Origin of the sequence: Azospirillum sp. TSH20 (assembly GCF_003115935.1) — a bacterium.
Lineage (GTDB): Bacteria > Pseudomonadota > Alphaproteobacteria > Azospirillales > Azospirillaceae > Azospirillum.
Genome location: NZ_LGQU01000169.1, coordinates 1 through 15886, shown reverse-complemented (window position 1 = coordinate 15886; position 15886 = coordinate 1). Strand labels below are relative to the sequence as shown.

13 protein-coding genes and 1 tRNA gene are annotated in these 15886 nt (G+C 64.7%); all 14 read right to left on the bottom strand.

The features are described 5' to 3' along the window. The coding region (locus TSH20_RS32745) for a GTP-binding protein (RefSeq protein ID WP_146207479.1) at nt 1-106 on the bottom strand (106 nt) is incomplete at its 3' end. A 38-nt stretch (nt 107-144) separates the two neighbouring features. After that, the gene (gene fusA / locus TSH20_RS32740; RefSeq protein ID WP_109157590.1) at nt 145-2217 is read right to left on the bottom strand and encodes an elongation factor G; all 2073 of its coding nucleotides are present in this window, start codon (nt 2215-2217) and stop codon (nt 145-147) included. A 27-nt stretch (nt 2218-2244) separates the two neighbouring features. Continuing rightward, complete coding sequence (rpsG, locus tag TSH20_RS32735) at nt 2245-2715, bottom strand: 30S ribosomal protein S7 (RefSeq protein ID WP_012973202.1); 471 nt, start codon at nt 2713-2715, stop codon at nt 2245-2247. 12 nt (nt 2716-2727) lie between these two features. Further along, the gene (rpsL, locus tag TSH20_RS32730) at nt 2728-3099 is read right to left on the bottom strand and encodes a 30S ribosomal protein S12 (RefSeq protein WP_012973201.1); all 372 of its coding nucleotides are present in this window, start codon (nt 3097-3099) and stop codon (nt 2728-2730) included. Between the two features lie 322 nt (nt 3100-3421). Beyond that, nucleotides 3422-7594: a DNA-directed RNA polymerase subunit beta' gene (gene rpoC, locus TSH20_RS32725; RefSeq protein WP_109157589.1), complete on the bottom strand. Its 4173-nt coding sequence runs from the start codon at nt 7592-7594 to the stop codon at nt 3422-3424. Between the two features lie 100 nt (nt 7595-7694). Continuing rightward, a complete protein-coding gene (rpoB, locus tag TSH20_RS32720; RefSeq protein WP_109157588.1) occupies nt 7695-11888 on the bottom strand; it encodes a DNA-directed RNA polymerase subunit beta in 4194 nt (1397 codons plus the stop codon). Between the two features lie 248 nt (nt 11889-12136). After that, complete coding sequence (rplL, locus tag TSH20_RS32715; protein ID WP_014246882.1) at nt 12137-12514, bottom strand: 50S ribosomal protein L7/L12; 378 nt, start codon at nt 12512-12514, stop codon at nt 12137-12139. A 73-nt stretch (nt 12515-12587) separates the two neighbouring features. Then, the gene (rplJ, locus tag TSH20_RS32710; protein WP_012973195.1) at nt 12588-13109 is read right to left on the bottom strand and encodes a 50S ribosomal protein L10; all 522 of its coding nucleotides are present in this window, start codon (nt 13107-13109) and stop codon (nt 12588-12590) included. A gap of 306 nt (nt 13110-13415) precedes the next feature. Then, nucleotides 13416-14129 carry a 50S ribosomal protein L1 gene (rplA, locus tag TSH20_RS32705; RefSeq protein WP_109150178.1) on the bottom strand — a complete coding sequence of 238 codons (714 nt, stop codon included), beginning with the start codon at nt 14127-14129 and terminating at the stop codon, nt 13416-13418. Nucleotides 14130-14133: 4 nt separating this feature from the next. Continuing rightward, nucleotides 14134-14568: a 50S ribosomal protein L11 gene (gene rplK / locus TSH20_RS32700; protein ID WP_109150179.1), complete on the bottom strand. Its 435-nt coding sequence runs from the start codon at nt 14566-14568 to the stop codon at nt 14134-14136. Between the two features lie 160 nt (nt 14569-14728). Continuing rightward, a complete protein-coding gene (gene nusG, locus TSH20_RS32695) occupies nt 14729-15259 on the bottom strand; it encodes a transcription termination/antitermination protein NusG (RefSeq protein ID WP_014246877.1) in 531 nt (176 codons plus the stop codon). A 3-nt stretch (nt 15260-15262) separates the two neighbouring features. Continuing rightward, complete coding sequence (gene secE, locus TSH20_RS32690) at nt 15263-15460, bottom strand: preprotein translocase subunit SecE (RefSeq protein WP_014246876.1); 198 nt, start codon at nt 15458-15460, stop codon at nt 15263-15265. A 72-nt stretch (nt 15461-15532) separates the two neighbouring features. Beyond that, nucleotides 15533-15608, bottom strand: a tRNA-Trp gene (locus tag TSH20_RS32685). A gap of 192 nt (nt 15609-15800) precedes the next feature. Beyond that, the coding region (locus TSH20_RS32680; RefSeq protein ID WP_198677727.1) for a hypothetical protein at nt 15801-15886 on the bottom strand (86 nt) is incomplete at its 5' end.

Sequence of the window (15886 nt, the reverse complement as noted above, 5' to 3'; positions counted from 1 at the left end):
GCACCTTCGTGATCGCCGCCGTCAGCGACGTCTTGCCGTGGTCGACGTGGCCGATCGTGCCAACGTTGCAGTGCGGCTTGTTCCGCTCGAACTTTGCCTTCGCCATGGGGTGGTCTCTCCGTTTCTCAATCGTTCCAGCGGTCTTCAGGCCACCTTGGCGCGGACGCCGTCCGCGATGGCCTGTGGCACCGGCTCATAATGGTCGAACTGCATGCTGTACTGCGCGCGGCCCTGACTCATGGAGCGCAGGGAGTTCACATAGCCGAACATGGCCGCCAAGGGAACCAGTCCCGTGACGATTCGCGCGTTCCCGCGCTGGTCCATGCCGGTGATCTGTCCGCGGCGACCGTTCAGGTCGCCGATGACGTCGCCCATATAGTCGTCCGGCGTGATGATTTCGACCCGCATCAGCGGTTCCAACAGCGCCGGAGCGGCTTTTGTCATGGCCTCGCGGAAGGCGGTCCGCGCCGCCAGTTCGAAGGCAAGCGGCGAGGAGTCGACGTCGTGCGCCTCGCCGCCGGTCAGGGTCACCTTGACGTCCACCACCGGGTAACCGGCAACGACGCCGCTGTCCTTCGCGGCCTCCAGCCCCTTCTGCACACCGGCGACGAACTCGCGCGGCAACCCGGCGGCACGGTTCTCGAACACGAAGCCTGCGCCGCGGTCGAGGGCTTCCAGCTTCAGGGTCACACGCGCGAATTGGGCGCGGTCGCCGGTCTGGCGCGCATGGACATGGTCGATCTCTGCCGCACGCAGCACGGTCTCCCGATAGGCGACCTTGGGTGCCCCAACGGCGGCATCGACGCGAAACTCACGCTTCATGCGGTCGACGATGACGTCCAGATGCAGCTCGCCCATGCCGCGAATGACGGTCTGGCCGCTTTCACGGTCGACCGAGACCTGCAGCGAGGGATCCTCGTGGCCCAAACGATTCAGCGCCGCCGCCATCTTCTCGTGATCGGCGTCGGTGCGCGGCTCGACCACGATTTCGATCACCGGCTCCGGGACGTCAAGGCGTTCCAGCACGATGGGCTTGGCCGGGTCGCAGAGCGTGTCGCCGGTGGCAGTGTGCTCCAGCCCGGCGAAGGCCACGATGTCGCCGGTGTGGGCGTGCTCGATGTCCTCGCGGCTGTTGGCATGCATCAACAGCATGCGGCCGATCTTCTCGCGCTCCCCCTTCACCGGGTTGAGCAGCGAATCGCCGACGCTCGCGGTGCCGGAATAGATGCGGCAGAAGGTGAGCGTCCCGACATAGGGATCGTTCATCACCTTGAAGGCGAGGCCCGAGAACGGCGCGCTGTCGTTGGCCGCGCGTTCCTCCGAGCGGTCGCCACCGACGGCATGTCCCGTCACCGCACCGATGTCGTTCGGCGCAGGCAGATAGTGGACCACCGCGTCGAGCATCGGCTGGATGCCCTTGTTGCGGAAGGCCGATCCGCAGAGCACCGGGACAACGGCATTGGAGATCGTCCCCTTGCGGATCAGCGCGCGCAGGGCATCGGGCGCAGGCTCCTCGCCGCGCTCCAGGTAGGCGGCCATGGCCGCCTCATCGAGATCGAGCACGGCCTCCAGCAGCGCCTGACGGGCGCTTGCGGCCGGTCTGGCCAGAGTCTCGGGAATGTCGGTATGTTCGAACTCGGCGCCGAGCGTTTCGGCCTTCCAGATCGTGGCGCGCATGGCGACCAGATCGACGACGCCGGAAAAGCCGGCCTCAACGCCGATGGGAAGCTGCAGGACCAGCGGCTTGACGCCCAGCCGGTCGGCCATCATGGCGACACAGCGGTCGAAATCGGCGCCGACGCGGTCCATCTTATTGACGAAGGCCATGCGCGGCACGCCGTACTTGTCGGCCTGCCGCCACACGGTCTCGGTCTGGGGCTCGACACCCGCAACCGCGTCGAAGATGGCAACGGCGCCATCCAGGACACGCAAGGACCGCTCGACCTCGATGGTGAAATCCACGTGGCCGGGCGTGTCAATAATGTTGATGCGGTGGTCGCGCCAGAAACAGGTCGTTGCCGCCGAGGTGATGGTGATGCCCCGTTCCTGCTCCTGCTCCATCCAATCCATGACGGCAGTGCCGTCATTGACCTCGCCCATGCGATAGGACTTGCCGGTATAGAACAGGATGCGCTCGGTCGTCGTCGTCTTGCCGGCATCAATGTGAGCCATGATGCCGATGTTGCGGTAACGGTCGAGGGCGTGCGAACGGGGCATGCAAAATCACCAGGACAGGCGTGAACCTTACCAGCGGTAGTGCGAGAACGCCTTGTTGGCTTCCGCCATGCGGTGCGTATCTTCGCGCTTCTTCACGGCGGTGCCGCGCTGGCTGGCTGCATCGAGCAACTCACCCGACAGACGCTCGGTCATGGTGTTTTCCGAGCGGGCGCGGGCGGCGCTGATCAGCCAACGGATGGCGAGAGCCTGGGCGCGGTCCGAACGGACCTCGACCGGAACCTGATAGGTCGCACCACCGACGCGGCGCGAGCGGACTTCCAGGTGCGGCTTCACGTTGGCGAGGGCATCGTGGAAGACCTGAACGGGGTCGTTCTTGGTCTTGACCTCGATACGGCCCAGCGCACCGTAGACGATGCCTTCGGCGGCCGACTTCTTGCCGTCCAGCATCAGGCAGTTCATGAACTTCGTCAGGACGCGGTCGCCGTACTTGGCGTCCGGCAGGACTTCACGCTTCTCGGCGCGATGACGACGGGACATCGTGAGTTCTCCTTACTTCGGACGCTTCGCGCCGTACTTCGAACGACGCTGCTTACGATCCTTGACGCCCTGGGTATCCAGCGTGCCGCGAATGATGTGGTAGCGAACGCCGGGAAGATCCTTCACACGACCGCCGCGGATCATGACCACCGAGTGTTCCTGGAGGTTGTGGCCCTCACCAGGGATGTAGCTCGTCACCTCGAAGCCGTTCGTCAGACGAACGCGGGCGACCTTACGGAGCGCCGAGTTCGGCTTCTTCGGGGTGGTGGTGTAAACGCGAGTGCAGACGCCACGCTTCTGCGGGCAAGCCTCCATCGCGGGAACCTTGTTGCGCGCGGCCAACGGCTCGCGCGGCTTACGGATCAACTGGTTGATCGTCGGCATATCTGCCCTTCATCCCTTCAAGATCACTCGGCCGGACGAGCCGGACGAAGCAAAAGCCCGCCTGCGAAACGTTGCCGTTCCGAGCGGGCTGAATGAGCGAAAGCCGATCGGAGGACTCCGATCGGCGGGATCGGTGGATTCAAGCGGACACACGGAGAGCCCCGGTGTCCTTTGAAGTTCGCGGACTTTAGGGAAAGGCCAACGGAGAGTCAAGGACGGTCTTGCGCCTTCGGAACGCACGTCGTGACGACCGGCGCGCCGAAAGAAAAGGGGCGCGTCCCTTGCGGAACGCGCCCCCTCCCTACTCGATCAGCCCGACAGATCAGGCCGCGGAGCTTTCCTCGCCCGGAGTCGGCAGGGCCGGAGTTTCCTCCGGCGCGCCGGCTTCCAGGGCCGCTTCGCGGTCACGCTCGGCGGCGATCAACTTCAGGCGGTTCACCACGGAGCCCGTGCCGGCAGGGATCAGGCGGCCAACGATGACGTTCTCCTTCAGGCCTTCCAGGTTGTCGACCTTGCCGCCGACGGCCGCTTCCGTGAGGACGCGGGTGGTTTCCTGGAACGACGCGGCCGAGATGAAGGACCGCGTCTGCAGGCTGGCCTTGGTGATGCCCTGGAGAACCGGGTGGCCGTGGGCAGGCTGCAAGCCTTCCGCCACAGTCTTCTCGTTCTCCTCGTCGAACTCCTGACGGTCGACCTGCTCGCCCACCAGGAAGGTGGTCTCGCCGGCGTCGGTGATCTCGACCTTCTGCAGCATCTGGCGAACGATCACCTCGATGTGCTTGTCGTTGATCTTCACGCCCTGCAGTCGATAGACGTCCTGGATCTCGTTGATCAGGTAGTCGGCCAAGGCCTCCACACCCATAACCGCCAGGATGTCGTGCGGCACCGGGTTGCCGTCCATCAGCAGATCGCCGCGCTCGACGTAATCGCCTTCCTGCACGGAGATGTGCTTGCCCTTCGGGATCAGATACTCCTTCTCGTCGCCGGTCTCGTCGTTGCGGACGACGATGCGGCGCTTGGTCTTGTAATCCTTACCGAATTCGACACGGCCGCTCATCTCCGAGATGATGGCGAAGTCCTTCGGACGACGCGCCTCGAACAGCTCGGCCACGCGCGGCAGACCACCGGTGATGTCGCGGGTCTTGGACGACTCGCGCGGGATACGCGCCAGCACGTCACCGGCCCGCACCTCGGCACCGTTCTCCACCGACAGGATGGCGTCCACCGACATGAAGTAGCGGGCTTCCAGGCCGTTCGGCAGGGTGATCAGCTCGCCCCGCTCGTCCACCAGCGCGATGCGCGGCTTCAGATCGGCACCGCGCGGCTGCTGGCGCCAGTCGACGACCACTTTGGAGCTGATGCCCGTCGCCTCGTCCATCACCTCGCGCATGGAGATGCCCTCCACGAGGTCGATATAGCGGGCGGTACCGGCGCGCTCGGTGATGATCGGCAGGGTGTAGGGGTCCCACTCGGCCAGCTTGGCGCCTCGCTCAACCTTCACACCCTCGTCCGCCAGCAGCTTGGCACCGTACGGCACGCGGTGACGCGCCCGCTCGCGGCCCTGCTCGTCGAGCAGGATCACTTCGGTGCTGCGGCCCATGACGACCGGGATGCCCGAGGAGTTCATGACGACGTTGCGGTTGTTGATCCGCACCGTCGCTTCGAACGCCGCCTCGATCTGGCTCTGCTCCGCACCGCGCTGCGCCGCACCACCGATGTGGAAGGTACGCATCGTCAGCTGGGTGCCCGGCTCGCCGATCGACTGCGCCGCGATGACGCCCACCGCTTCGCCGGTGTTGACCAGCGTGCCGCGGGCCAGATCACGGCCGTAGCACTTGGCGCAGACCCCGTCGCGGGTCTCGCAGGTCAGGACCGAGCGGATCTTGACCGAGTCGATGCCCGACCGCTCGATGCGATCGACCGTCGGTTCGTCGATCAGGCCGCCGTCCTCGACGATCAGCTCGCCGTTCAGCGGGTCGATCACCGCGCCGACCACGGTACGGCCGAGGATGCGGTCGCCCAGCGGGCTGATGACTTCACCGCCGTCGATCACCGCCTTGACGGTGATGCCGCGCTCGGTGCCGCAATCATGCTCGACGATGATGGCGTCCTGCGCCACGTCGACCAGACGGCGGGTCAGGTAACCGGAGTTCGCCGTCTTCAAGGCGGTGTCGGCCAGACCCTTGCGGGCGCCGTGGGTGGAGTTGAAGTACTCCAGCACGGTCAGGCCTTCCTTGAAGTTCGAGATGATCGGCGTCTCGATGATCTCGCCCGACGGCTTGGCCATCAGGCCGCGCATGCCGGCCAGCTGACGGATCTGCGCGGCGGAACCACGCGCACCGGAGTGGGCCATCATGTACACCGAGTTGACCGGCTTGCCGGCCTCGGTGGTCGAGATCGCCTTCATCATCTCGGAAGCGACCTTTTCGGTGCATTCCGACCAGACGTCGACGACCTTGTTGTACTTCTCGCCCTGGGTGATCAGGCCGTCGAGATACTGCTGCTCGAACTCCTTCACCCGCTCCTTCGACTCGTTGACCAGCTTCTCCTTGGCGGCGGGGATGACCATGTCGTCCTTGCCGAAGGAGATGCCGGCGCGACAGGCGTGGCCGAAACCGAGCTTCATCAAGCGATCGGCGAAGATCACCGTCTCCTTCTGACCGCAATGGCGGTAGACGGCGTCGATGACGTTGCCGACGTCCTTCTTGGTCAGGACGCGGTTGATCAGCGAGAACGGCACCTTCGGGTGACGCGGCAGCAGCTCCGACAGGAGCATGCGGCCCGGCGTCGTCTCGACGATGCTGATCAGCTCGTTGCCCTCGTCGTCGACGCCGACGTAGCGCGCCTTGATCTTCGCATGGATCGACAGGACCTTGGCGTTCAGCGCCTGCTCGATTTCCGAGACATTGGCGAACACCATGCCCTCGCCCTTCTCGCTCGGGCGATCCATGGAGATGTAGTAGATGCCGAGGACGATGTCCTGCGACGGCACGATGATCGGCTTGCCGTTGGCGGGCGACAGGATGTTGTTGGTCGACATCATCAGGACGCGCGCTTCCAGCTGGGCCTCAAGGCTCAGGGGCACGTGCACGGCCATCTGGTCGCCGTCGAAGTCGGCATTGAAGGCGGTGCAGACCAGCGGGTGCAGCTGGATCGCCTTGCCTTCGATCAACGTCGGCTCGAACGCCTGGATGCCGAGACGGTGCAGCGTCGGCGCACGGTTCAGCATCACCGGATGTTCGCGGATCACCTCTTCCAGGATGTCCCAGACCTCGGGACGCTCCTTTTCCACCATCCGCTTGGCGGCCTTGATGGTGGAGGCGAGACCATACAGCTCCAGCTTGGCGTAGATGAAGGGCTTGAACAGCTCCAACGCCATCTTCTTCGGCAGGCCGCACTGGTGCAGCTTCAGCTCCGGACCGACGACGATGACCGAACGGCCAGAGTAGTCGACGCGCTTGCCGAGCAGGTTCTGACGGAAGCGGCCCTGCTTGCCTTTCAGCATGTCCGACAGCGACTTCAGCGGACGCTTGTTGGCGCCGGTGATGACGCGGCCACGGCGGCCGTTGTCGAACAGAGCGTCGACGGCCTCCTGCAGCATGCGCTTCTCGTTGCGGACGATGATGTCCGGCGCCTTCAGCTCGATCAGCCGCTTCAGACGGTTGTTGCGGTTGATGACGCGGCGGTACAGGTCGTTCAGGTCGGACGTGGCGAAGCGGCCGCCGTCCAGCGGGACCAGCGGACGCAGTTCGGGCGGGATCACCGGAATGACTTCCAGGATCATCCACTCCGGACGCGACTGCGAAGCCAGGAAGGCGTCGATCAGCTTCAGGCGCTTGACCAGCTTCTTGCGCTTGGCTTCGGAGTTGGTGTCGCGCAGATCCTCACGGCAGCGCTTCTTCTCCTCGTCAAGGTCGAGCGCGGACAGCATGATGCGCAGCGCTTCGGCACCGATCGACGCGGTGAAGGCGTCCTCGCCATACTCGTCCTGGGCGTTCAGGTACTCTTCCTCGTTCAGCAGCGAATGCAGCTTCAGCGGGGTGAGGCCCGGCTCGATGACGACGTAGTTTTCGAAATAAAGGATGCGCTCCAGATCCTTGAGCGTCATGTCGAGCAGCAGACCGATACGGCTCGGCAGCGACTTCAGGAACCAGATGTGCGCAACGGGCGACGCCAGTTCGATATGGCCCATGCGCTCGCGCCGGACCTTCGACAGCGTGACCTCGACGCCGCACTTCTCGCAGATGATGCCGCGATACTTCATGCGCTTGTACTTGCCGCACAAGCACTCGTAGTCCTTGATCGGGCCGAAGATGCGGGCGCAGAACAGGCCGTCGCGCTCCGGCTTGAAGGTGCGATAGTTGATGGTTTCCGGCTTCTTGATCTCGCCGTAGGACCAGGACCGGATCCGCTCGGGGCTCGCGATCTGGATGCGGATCTGATCGAAGCTCTGCGGCCCCTGGACCTGGCCGAAAATGTTCATCAACTCATTCATGACCGTCTCCCGCTGGCATCGCCGCGTTGTCGGTTAAGGGCAGTGCATGACCCCGGAGCGGTGCTCGCACCGTTCCGGGGTTTGGTCACGTCAAATCGGCTCAGTAGGACCGCTGGTTCAGTTCGACGTTCAGGCCGAGCGAGCGCAGCTCCTTGACCAGCACGTTGAACGACTCCGGAATGCCGGCCTCGAAGTTGTCGTCGCCGCGGACGATGGCCTCGTAGACCTTGGTGCGGCCGGACACGTCGTCCGACTTCACCGTCAGCATTTCCTGCAGCGTGTAGGCGGCACCGTAGGCTTCGAGCGCCCAGACCTCCATCTCACCGAAGCGCTGACCACCGAACTGGGCCTTGCCGCCCAGCGGCTGCTGCGTGACCAGCGAGTAGGGGCCGATCGACCGGGCGTGGATCTTGTCGTCCACCAGATGGTGCAGCTTCAGCATGTAGATGTAGCCGACGGTGACCTTGCGATCGAAGGTCTCGCCGGTACGACCGTCGACCAACGTCGACTGGCCCGACCGGTCGAAACCGGCACGTTCCAGATGGACGCAGATGTCCTCCTCGCGGGCGCCGTCGAAGACCGGCGTCGCAAAGGGCACGCCCTTGCGCAGGTTGCCGCCCAGCTCCAGCAGCTCGCCGTCGGTCATGTCGGCGATGTCCTCGTTGTAGGTCACCTCGCCGTACGCCGACTTCAGCGTGCTGCGCAGGGCCTCCAGCTGGGGAGCGCCTTCGGCCTTCTGGCGGATCGCCAGACGGTACTGGTCGACCGCTCGGCCGATCTGCTTGCCGAGACCCGAGGCCGCCCAACCGAGGTGGGTTTCCAGGATCTGACCGACGTTCATGCGCGACGGCACGCCCAGCGGGTTCAGCACCAGATCGACCGGGGTGCCGTCCTCGAGGTACGGCATGTCCTCCTGCGGGATGATGCGCGAGACGACACCCTTGTTGCCGTGACGGCCGGCCATCTTGTCGCCCGGCTGCAGCTTGCGCTTCACCGCGACGAAGACCTTGACCATCTTCATGACGCCCGGCGGCAGTTCGTCACCGCGCTGCAGCTTGTCGACCTTGTTCTCGAAGCGGTCCTGCAGGGCCTTGATCGAGTCGTCGAACACCTTGGCCAGGTTCTCGACGGTCTCCATCACCTGCTCATCGGCGATGGCGATCTGGCGCCACAGGCCCTTCGACAGGCCGGCCAAAACCTCCTCGGTCAGGACCGTGCCACCCTTCATGCCCTTCGGGCCGGACTGTGCGGTCTGGCCGAGCAGCACTTCCTTCAGGCGGGTGTAGAAGCTGCGCTCCAGGATACCGCGCTCGTCGTCGCGGTCCTTGGCCAACTTCTCGATCTCGGCGCGTTCGATGGCGAGCGCGCGCTCGTCCTTGTCGACGCCGCGGCGGCTGAACACACGGACCTCGACGATGGTGCCGACGACGCCCGGCGGCAGGCGCAGCGAGGTGTCGCGGACATCCGAAGCCTTCTCGCCGAAGATGGCGCGCAGCAGCTTCTCTTCCGGAGTCATCGGGCTTTCGCCCTTCGGCGTCACCTTGCCGACCAGAATGTCGCCCGGACGGACTTCGGCGCCGATGTAGACGATGCCGGCCTCGTCGAGGTTCTTCAGAGCTTCCTCACCCACGTTCGGAATATCGCGGGTGATTTCCTCCTGGCCCAGCTTGGTGTCGCGGGCCATGACCTCGAACTCCTCGATGTGGATCGAGGTGAAGACGTCGTCCTTGACGATGCGCTCGTTGATGAGGATCGAGTCCTCGAAGTTGTAGCCGTTCCACGGCATGAACGCGACGAGCACGTTCCGGCCGAGCGCCAGCTCGCCCAGGTCGGTCGACGGGCCGTCGGCCACGATGTCGCCGGCGTTCACCCGGTCACCGACCTTCACCAGCGGACGCTGGGTGATGCAGGTGTTCTGGTTGGAACGCTGGAACTTCAGCAGATTGTAGATGTCGACGCCCGGCGCCGTGCTGTCCGAGCTGTCGGTGGCGCGGACGACGATGCGGGTGGCGTCGACCTGGTCGACGATGCCCGAACGCTTGGCGACGATGGTCACGCCGCTGTCGCGGGCGACGGTCGCCTCCATGCCCGTGCCGACCAGCGGCGCGTCGGCCTTCACCAGCGGCACCGCCTGACGCTGCATGTTCGAGCCCATCAGCGCGCGGTTGGCGTCGTCGTTCTCAAGGAACGGGATCAGCGCCGCGGCGACGGACACCAGCTGCTTCGGCGACACGTCGATCAGGTCGATCGCCTCGGGCCGGAACATCAGGTATTCACCGCCCTGGCGGCAGGACACCAGATCGGCGGCGAAGCTGTTGTCCGGGTTCAGCTCGGCGTTCGCCTGGGCAACGACGTAGCGGCCCTCCTCCATCGCCGACAGATAGACCACCTCGTTGGTGACCTTGCCGTCGATGACCTTGCGGTAGGGGCTCTCGATGAAGCCGTACTGGTTCACGCGGGCGTAGGTCGCCAGCGAGTTGATCAGACCGATGTTCGGACCTTCCGGCGTCTCAATCGGGCAGATGCGGCCGTAGTGCGTCGGGTGCACGTCGCGCACCTCGAAGCCGGCGCGCTCGCGGGTCAGACCGCCCGGGCCCAGCGCCGAGAGACGACGCTTGTGCGTGATCTCGGACAGCGGGTTGGTCTGGTCCATGAACTGCGACAGCTGCGACGAGCCGAAGAACTCGCGCACGGCGGCGGCCGCCGGCTTCGCGTTGATGAGGTCGTGCGGCATCACCGTGTCGATCTCGACCGAGCTCATGCGCTCGCGGATCGCACGTTCCATGCGCAGCAGGCCGACGCGGTACTGGTTCTCCATCAGCTCGCCGACCGAGCGCACGCGGCGGTTGCCGAGATGGTCGATGTCGTCGATTTCGCCGCGGCCGTCCTTAAGGTTCACCAGAACCTTCAGGATCTCCAGGATGTCCTCCTTGCGGAGAACGCGCATCTGGTCGTCCGTCTGGAAGTTCAGGCGGGCGTTCATCTTCACGCGGCCCACGGCCGACAGGTCGTAGCGCTCGCTGTCGAAGAACAGGCCCGAGAACAGCGCCTCGGCCGATTCCAGGGTCGGCGGCTCGCCCGGACGCATGACGCGGTAGATGTCGATCAGGGCATCTTCGCGGCTGGCGTTGCGGTCCGCATTCATGGTGTTGCGGATGTAGGCGCCGACGTTCAGATGGTCGATGGCCAGCACCGGCAGCTCGTCGACGCCGGTCTTCTCCAGCTTGTCGAGGTCGCTCGCCGACAGCTCGTCACCGGCTTCGAACAGGACTTCGCCCGTGCGCTCGTTGATGATGTCGACGGCGAGGTAGCGGCCGGTCAGCTCCTCGGTGGAGACCTGCTGCTCGGTCAGGCCGGCCTCCACCAGCTTCTTGATGACGCGCGGGGTCATCTTGGTGCCGGCCTCGGCGACGACGGCGCCGGTGGAGGCGTCCACGAGGTCCGAAATCAGCTTGACGCCCTTCATCCGCTCGGCGCTGAACGGGGTCTTCCAACCGCCGGCCGAGCGCGTGTAGGTGATGGTGTCGTAGAAGTAGTTGAGGATCTCTTCCTTGGCCATGCCCTGCGCCTCGTAGGGCAGCAGGTCCTTGCGGTTGGCCTTGCGCTCGGCACGCAGCGCCTCGGTCTCCGCGCCGTCCAGAGCGAACAGCAGCGTGGTGGCCGGCAGCTTGCGGCGGCGGTCGATGCGGACGTAGACGAGATCCTTGGCGTCGAACTCGAAGTCGAGCCAGGAGCCACGATAGGGGATGACGCGGGCGGCGAACAGATACTTGCCCGACGCGTGGGTCTTGCCCTTGTCATGGTCGAAGAAGACGCCCGGCGAGCGGTGCATCTGCGAGACGATGACGCGTTCAGTGCCGTTGATGACGAAGGTGCCGTTGGCCGTCATCAGGGGCATGTCGCCCATGTAGACGTCCTGCTCCTTGATGTCGCGGATCGAACGGAGGCCGGTGTCCTCCTCGACGTCGAACACGGACAGGCGCAGGGTCACCTTCAGCGGGGCGGCGAAGGTCATGCCACGCTGCTGGCACTCCTCGACGTCGTACTTCGGCTGCTCAAGCTCGTACTTGACGAAATCCAGCACCGCGCGGTCGGAGAAGTCCTTGATCGGGAAGACCGACTTGAACACTTCCTGCAGGCCCAGGTTCGCCCGCTTTTCCGGGGCGATGTCCATTTGCAAGAAGTGGTCGTAGGAGCTGCGCTGCACCTCGATGAGGTTGGGCATCTGGGTGACTTCCGGGATGCGCCCGAAGCTCTTCCGAACACGTTTACGACCCGTAAAGGATTTGGCCATGGATGTCCCCAAACGTCTGTACGTGATGCGCGTTATACCGACCGTTCAACCGACCGCAGAATCAAGCCGACTGGTGTCGACCGGTCCCGAGGGCGCCCGCGCGGGCCATCCCCATGATGGGGACGGAAAGAGCCGGGCCGGGCAAGCCCGGTCCGGCGGAAGGCAGAAAACGCCGTGCGGCGGCAGGTTCCCTGGGGAACCGACCGCCGTCCGGCGTGGAACTGTATGATCCGTAACGCAACAAGGTCTTACTTAATATCGACCTTGGCGCCGGCCTCTTCAAGCTGCTTCTTGATCTTGGCGGCCTCGTCCTTCGTGGCGCCTTCCTTGACCGGCTTCGGAGCGCCCTCGACCAGGTCCTTGGCTTCCTTCAGGCCCAGGCCGGTGATCGCACGGACTTCCTTAATCACGTTGATCTTCTTGTCGCCGGCATCGGCGAGGATCACCGTGAACTCGGTCTGCTCTTCGGCCGGAGCGGCAGCGGCAGCGGCCGGGCCAGCGGCGGCAACGGCCACCGGAGCGGCGGCGGAGACGCCCCACTTCTCTTCGAGGAGCTTCGACAGCTCGGCGGCTTCCAGGACGGTCAGGGCCGACAGATCGTCGACGAGCTTCTGCAGATCAGCCATGTTACTACTCCAAACGACTTGAGTTCTGGGGATGGAAAAAAACGAGTGAGTCGAGCCGGCCTTGCGGGCCAGCTCAGGCTGCCTCGTCGTCCTTCTTCGCGTAGGCGGCAAGCACGCGGGCGACCTGGCCACCCGGAGCCTGGAGAACACCGGCGATACGGGTCGCCGGGGTCTGGATCATGCCCACGAGGCGGCCACGCAGTTCGTCCAGCGACGGGAGCGAGGCGAGGGCCTTGACCCCCTCCGCGTCCAGAATCTGGGTGCCGAGGCTGGCGCCGACGATCTTGAGCTTCTCGTTGGTCTTCGCGTAGTCGGCCACCACCTTGGCAGCCGCAACGGGATCCTTCGAGAAGGCGATCGCCGTCGGTCCCTTGAAGAGACCGTCCAGACCTTCGAACTGCGTCCCCTGAAGGGAACGACGGGCGAGCCGGTTCTTCGTCACTTTGAAGCTGGCGCCAGCAGCCCGAACCTTCGCACGCAGGTCGGTGACTTCCTTCACCGTCAGGCCCAGATGGTGGGTGACCACCACCAGGCCCGTGTCCTGGAGCTTCGATTGCAGAGCCGCGATCGTCGCTTCTTTTTGTGTACGATCCACGGATCGCCTCCTTGCACAGAGGTTTACATGAACCCCCTGCCCTTGCGGGCCGGAGGTCCGGCGAACCTGTCCCAGAAGTTCAAGCCGTTCCTGATCCGGTGGTCCCGCCTTGACGGGATCCGGAATGGTCAACGGGTTCAACTCCTGTCTGCGCCGGTGAATTTTAAGCCCTCACCTTCAGGAGAAGGGGCGGACACCTGCGGTCTCGGACAGGGGTGGGTGGGCGTTCCGCAGAGGCAAGCCCCCTTGGATCATCCACCCGGTCGTCACCGGTACCCGAAGGCACCGGCGGCGAAAGACGGTCGATTACGCCGCGGCGCCGGCCGCAGCCGACACGCTGGTGAGATCGAGCTTCAGGCCCGGGCCCATCGTCGACGAGAGCGAGACCTTCAGCAGGTACTGGCCCTTGGCGCCGGTCGGCTTGGCACGGGTGATGGCATCGACGAAGGCGCGGATGTTCTGGACCAGCGCCTCTTCCGAGAAGCTGACCTTGCCGACGCCGGCGTGGACGATACCGGTCTTCTCCGCACGGAACTCCACCGCGCCGGCCTTGGCGGCCTTGACGGCGCCGGCCACATCGGGGGTCACGGTGCCCAGCTTCGGGTTCGGCATCAGGCCGCGCGGGCCGAGCACCTTACCGAGCTTGCCGACCACGCCCATCATGTCGGGCGAGGCGATGCAGCGGTCGAAGTTGATGTTGCCGGCCAGGATCTGTTCGGCGAGATCGTCGCCGCCGACCACGTCGGCGCCGGCGGCCAGAGCCTCATCGACCTTGGCGCCGCGGGCGAACACCGCCACGCGGACGGTCTTGCCGGTGCCGTTCGGCAGGTTCACGACGCCGCGGACCATCTGGTCGGCGTGGCGCGGATCGATGCCAAGGTTCATCGCGATTTCGATGGTCTCGTCGAACTTGGCCTTGGCGGCACCCTTCACCAGGGTGACGGCCTCTTCCAGCGAGTAGAAGTTGTCGCGGTTGACGCTCTTGTAGGCGTCGGTCAGACGCTTGCCCAGCTTCGCCATAGGATCAGCCCTCCACCACTTCGAGGCCCATCGAGCGGGCGGAACCGGCGATCATGGTCGCGGCGGCTTCGACGTCGTGCGCGTTCAGGTCGACCATCTTCTTCTGGGCGATCTCGCGGATCTGCGAGGTCGTGACCTGGCCGACGAAACCGCCCTTGCCGGGGGTCGTCGAGCCCTTGTCCTTGCCCGAAGCCTTCTTGAGGAAGTAGCTGACCGGCGGGGTCTTGGTCACGAAGGTGAAGGTGCGGTCGCCGTAGGCGGTGATGACCACGGGAATCGGCATGCCGACTTCCAGGTCCGCCGTCTTGGCGTTGAACGCCTTGCAGAACTCCATGATGTTCAGGCCGCGCTGACCGAGCGCCGGGCCGATGGGCGGCGACGGGTTCGCCTTGCCGGCCGGAACCTGCAGCTTGATGTAACCGACGATTTTCTTCGCCATCTCACAACCTCCTGGGACGACGCCTCACGCCTATGACCGGATGGTCCGGCGCGGCGTCGCGGGGTTTTGCGGTTCGGCCATGGCGAGCCTCCCGCAACAGAATGGAGCCACCGATGCAAGCACCGGCAGCTCCGACACGAAAAACTGTGGAACCTTGCGCTTAGATCTTTTCGACCTGCGTGTATTCCAGTTCGACCGGCGTGGAGCGGCCGAAGATCGACACCGCCACCTTGAGACGGGACTTCTCTTCGTCGACTTCCTCGACGACGCCATTGAACGAGGTGAAGGGACCGTCGCTCACTCGCACCTGCTCGCCCACCTCGAAGGTGATCGAGGGCTTGGGGCGCTCAAAGCCTTCCTGCACCTGATGGATGATCCGTTCGGCCTCCCGCTGGGAAATCGGCTGCGGCTTGCCGCCACCGCCTAGGAAGTCCGTAACCTTCGGCGTGTTCTTCACCAGCGACCAGGATTCGTCGGTCAGGTCCATCTTGACGAGGACATAGCCAGGGAAGAACTTGCGTTCGGTGTTGATCTTGGAACCCCGGCGCACTTCGACCACTTCTTCGGTCGGGACCAGGATTTCCTCGAACTTGTCTTCCAGACCCTTCTGAGCCGCTTTTTCGCGGATGGCCTGGGCGACCTTCTTTTCGAAACCCGAATAGACGTGAACGACGTACCAGCGCGCTGCCATGTCTTAGCCTCCCAGCCCAAGGATCAAGCGAACGGCAACCGCCAGCACCTGATCGACGACGAGGAAGAACAGGGCGGCGAGCACGACCATGACGAACACCATGGCGGTCGTGATGCCGGTTTCCTTGCGGGTCGGCCAGGTGACCCTGGCTACCTCGCGGCGGACCTCGCGCGCGAATTCTGCGGGATTGACTTTAGCCATCGTGCGAACCGTGCGAGCTCCGGAGCGACTGTAAGGGCGCCGCTTTTACCCTAAACCGTTATTGGGACGGGATGGCAGGAGTGGAGGGGCTCGAACCCCCAACCCCCGGTTTTGGAGACCGGTGCTCTACCAATTGAGCTACACTCCTATCTCCGTCCGGCCACACCTTTCGGCGTGGGACGCCGCTTAAAGCATTCTTTCGGCGGCGGTGTCAAGGCCTTTCGACCTGACTTTCGGAATAACTTTTTAGAACGGCTTTCCGGAAGCCCAACCGTACTCTTTAGCCAGACAGAACTCCCCCGCCGAACCGAAGCCCGGCGGGGGAGGCAGGCTTATAGCATCACTCGACGATCTTGGCAACGACGCCGGCGCCGACGGTACGGCCGCCTTCGCGGATGGCGAAGCGCAGGCCCTCGTCCATGGCGA

Bases quoted from the DNA above. Each gene is read 5' to 3' on its own strand.
- fusA (WP_109157590.1), bottom strand. From the start codon at position 2,217: ATGCCCCGTTCGCACGCCCTCGACCGTTACCGCAACATCGGCATCATG.
- rpsG (WP_012973202.1), bottom strand. From the start codon at position 2,715: ATGTCCCGTCGTCATCGCGCCGAGAAGCGTGAAGTCCTGCCGGACGCC.
- rpsL (WP_012973201.1), bottom strand. From the start codon at position 3,099: ATGCCGACGATCAACCAGTTGATCCGTAAGCCGCGCGAGCCGTTGGCC.
- rpoC (WP_109157589.1), bottom strand. From the start codon at position 7,594: ATGAATGAGTTGATGAACATTTTCGGCCAGGTCCAGGGGCCGCAGAGC.
- rpoB (WP_109157588.1), bottom strand. From the start codon at position 11,888: ATGGCCAAATCCTTTACGGGTCGTAAACGTGTTCGGAAGAGCTTCGGG.
- rplL (WP_014246882.1), bottom strand. From the start codon at position 12,514: ATGGCTGATCTGCAGAAGCTCGTCGACGATCTGTCGGCCCTGACCGTC.
- rplA (WP_109150178.1), bottom strand. From the start codon at position 14,129: ATGGCGAAGCTGGGCAAGCGTCTGACCGACGCCTACAAGAGCGTCAAC.
- rplK (WP_109150179.1), bottom strand. From the start codon at position 14,568: ATGGCGAAGAAAATCGTCGGTTACATCAAGCTGCAGGTTCCGGCCGGC.
- nusG (WP_014246877.1), bottom strand. From the start codon at position 15,259: ATGGCAGCGCGCTGGTACGTCGTTCACGTCTATTCGGGTTTCGAAAAG.
- secE (WP_014246876.1), bottom strand. From the start codon at position 15,460: ATGGCTAAAGTCAATCCCGCAGAATTCGCGCGCGAGGTCCGCCGCGAG.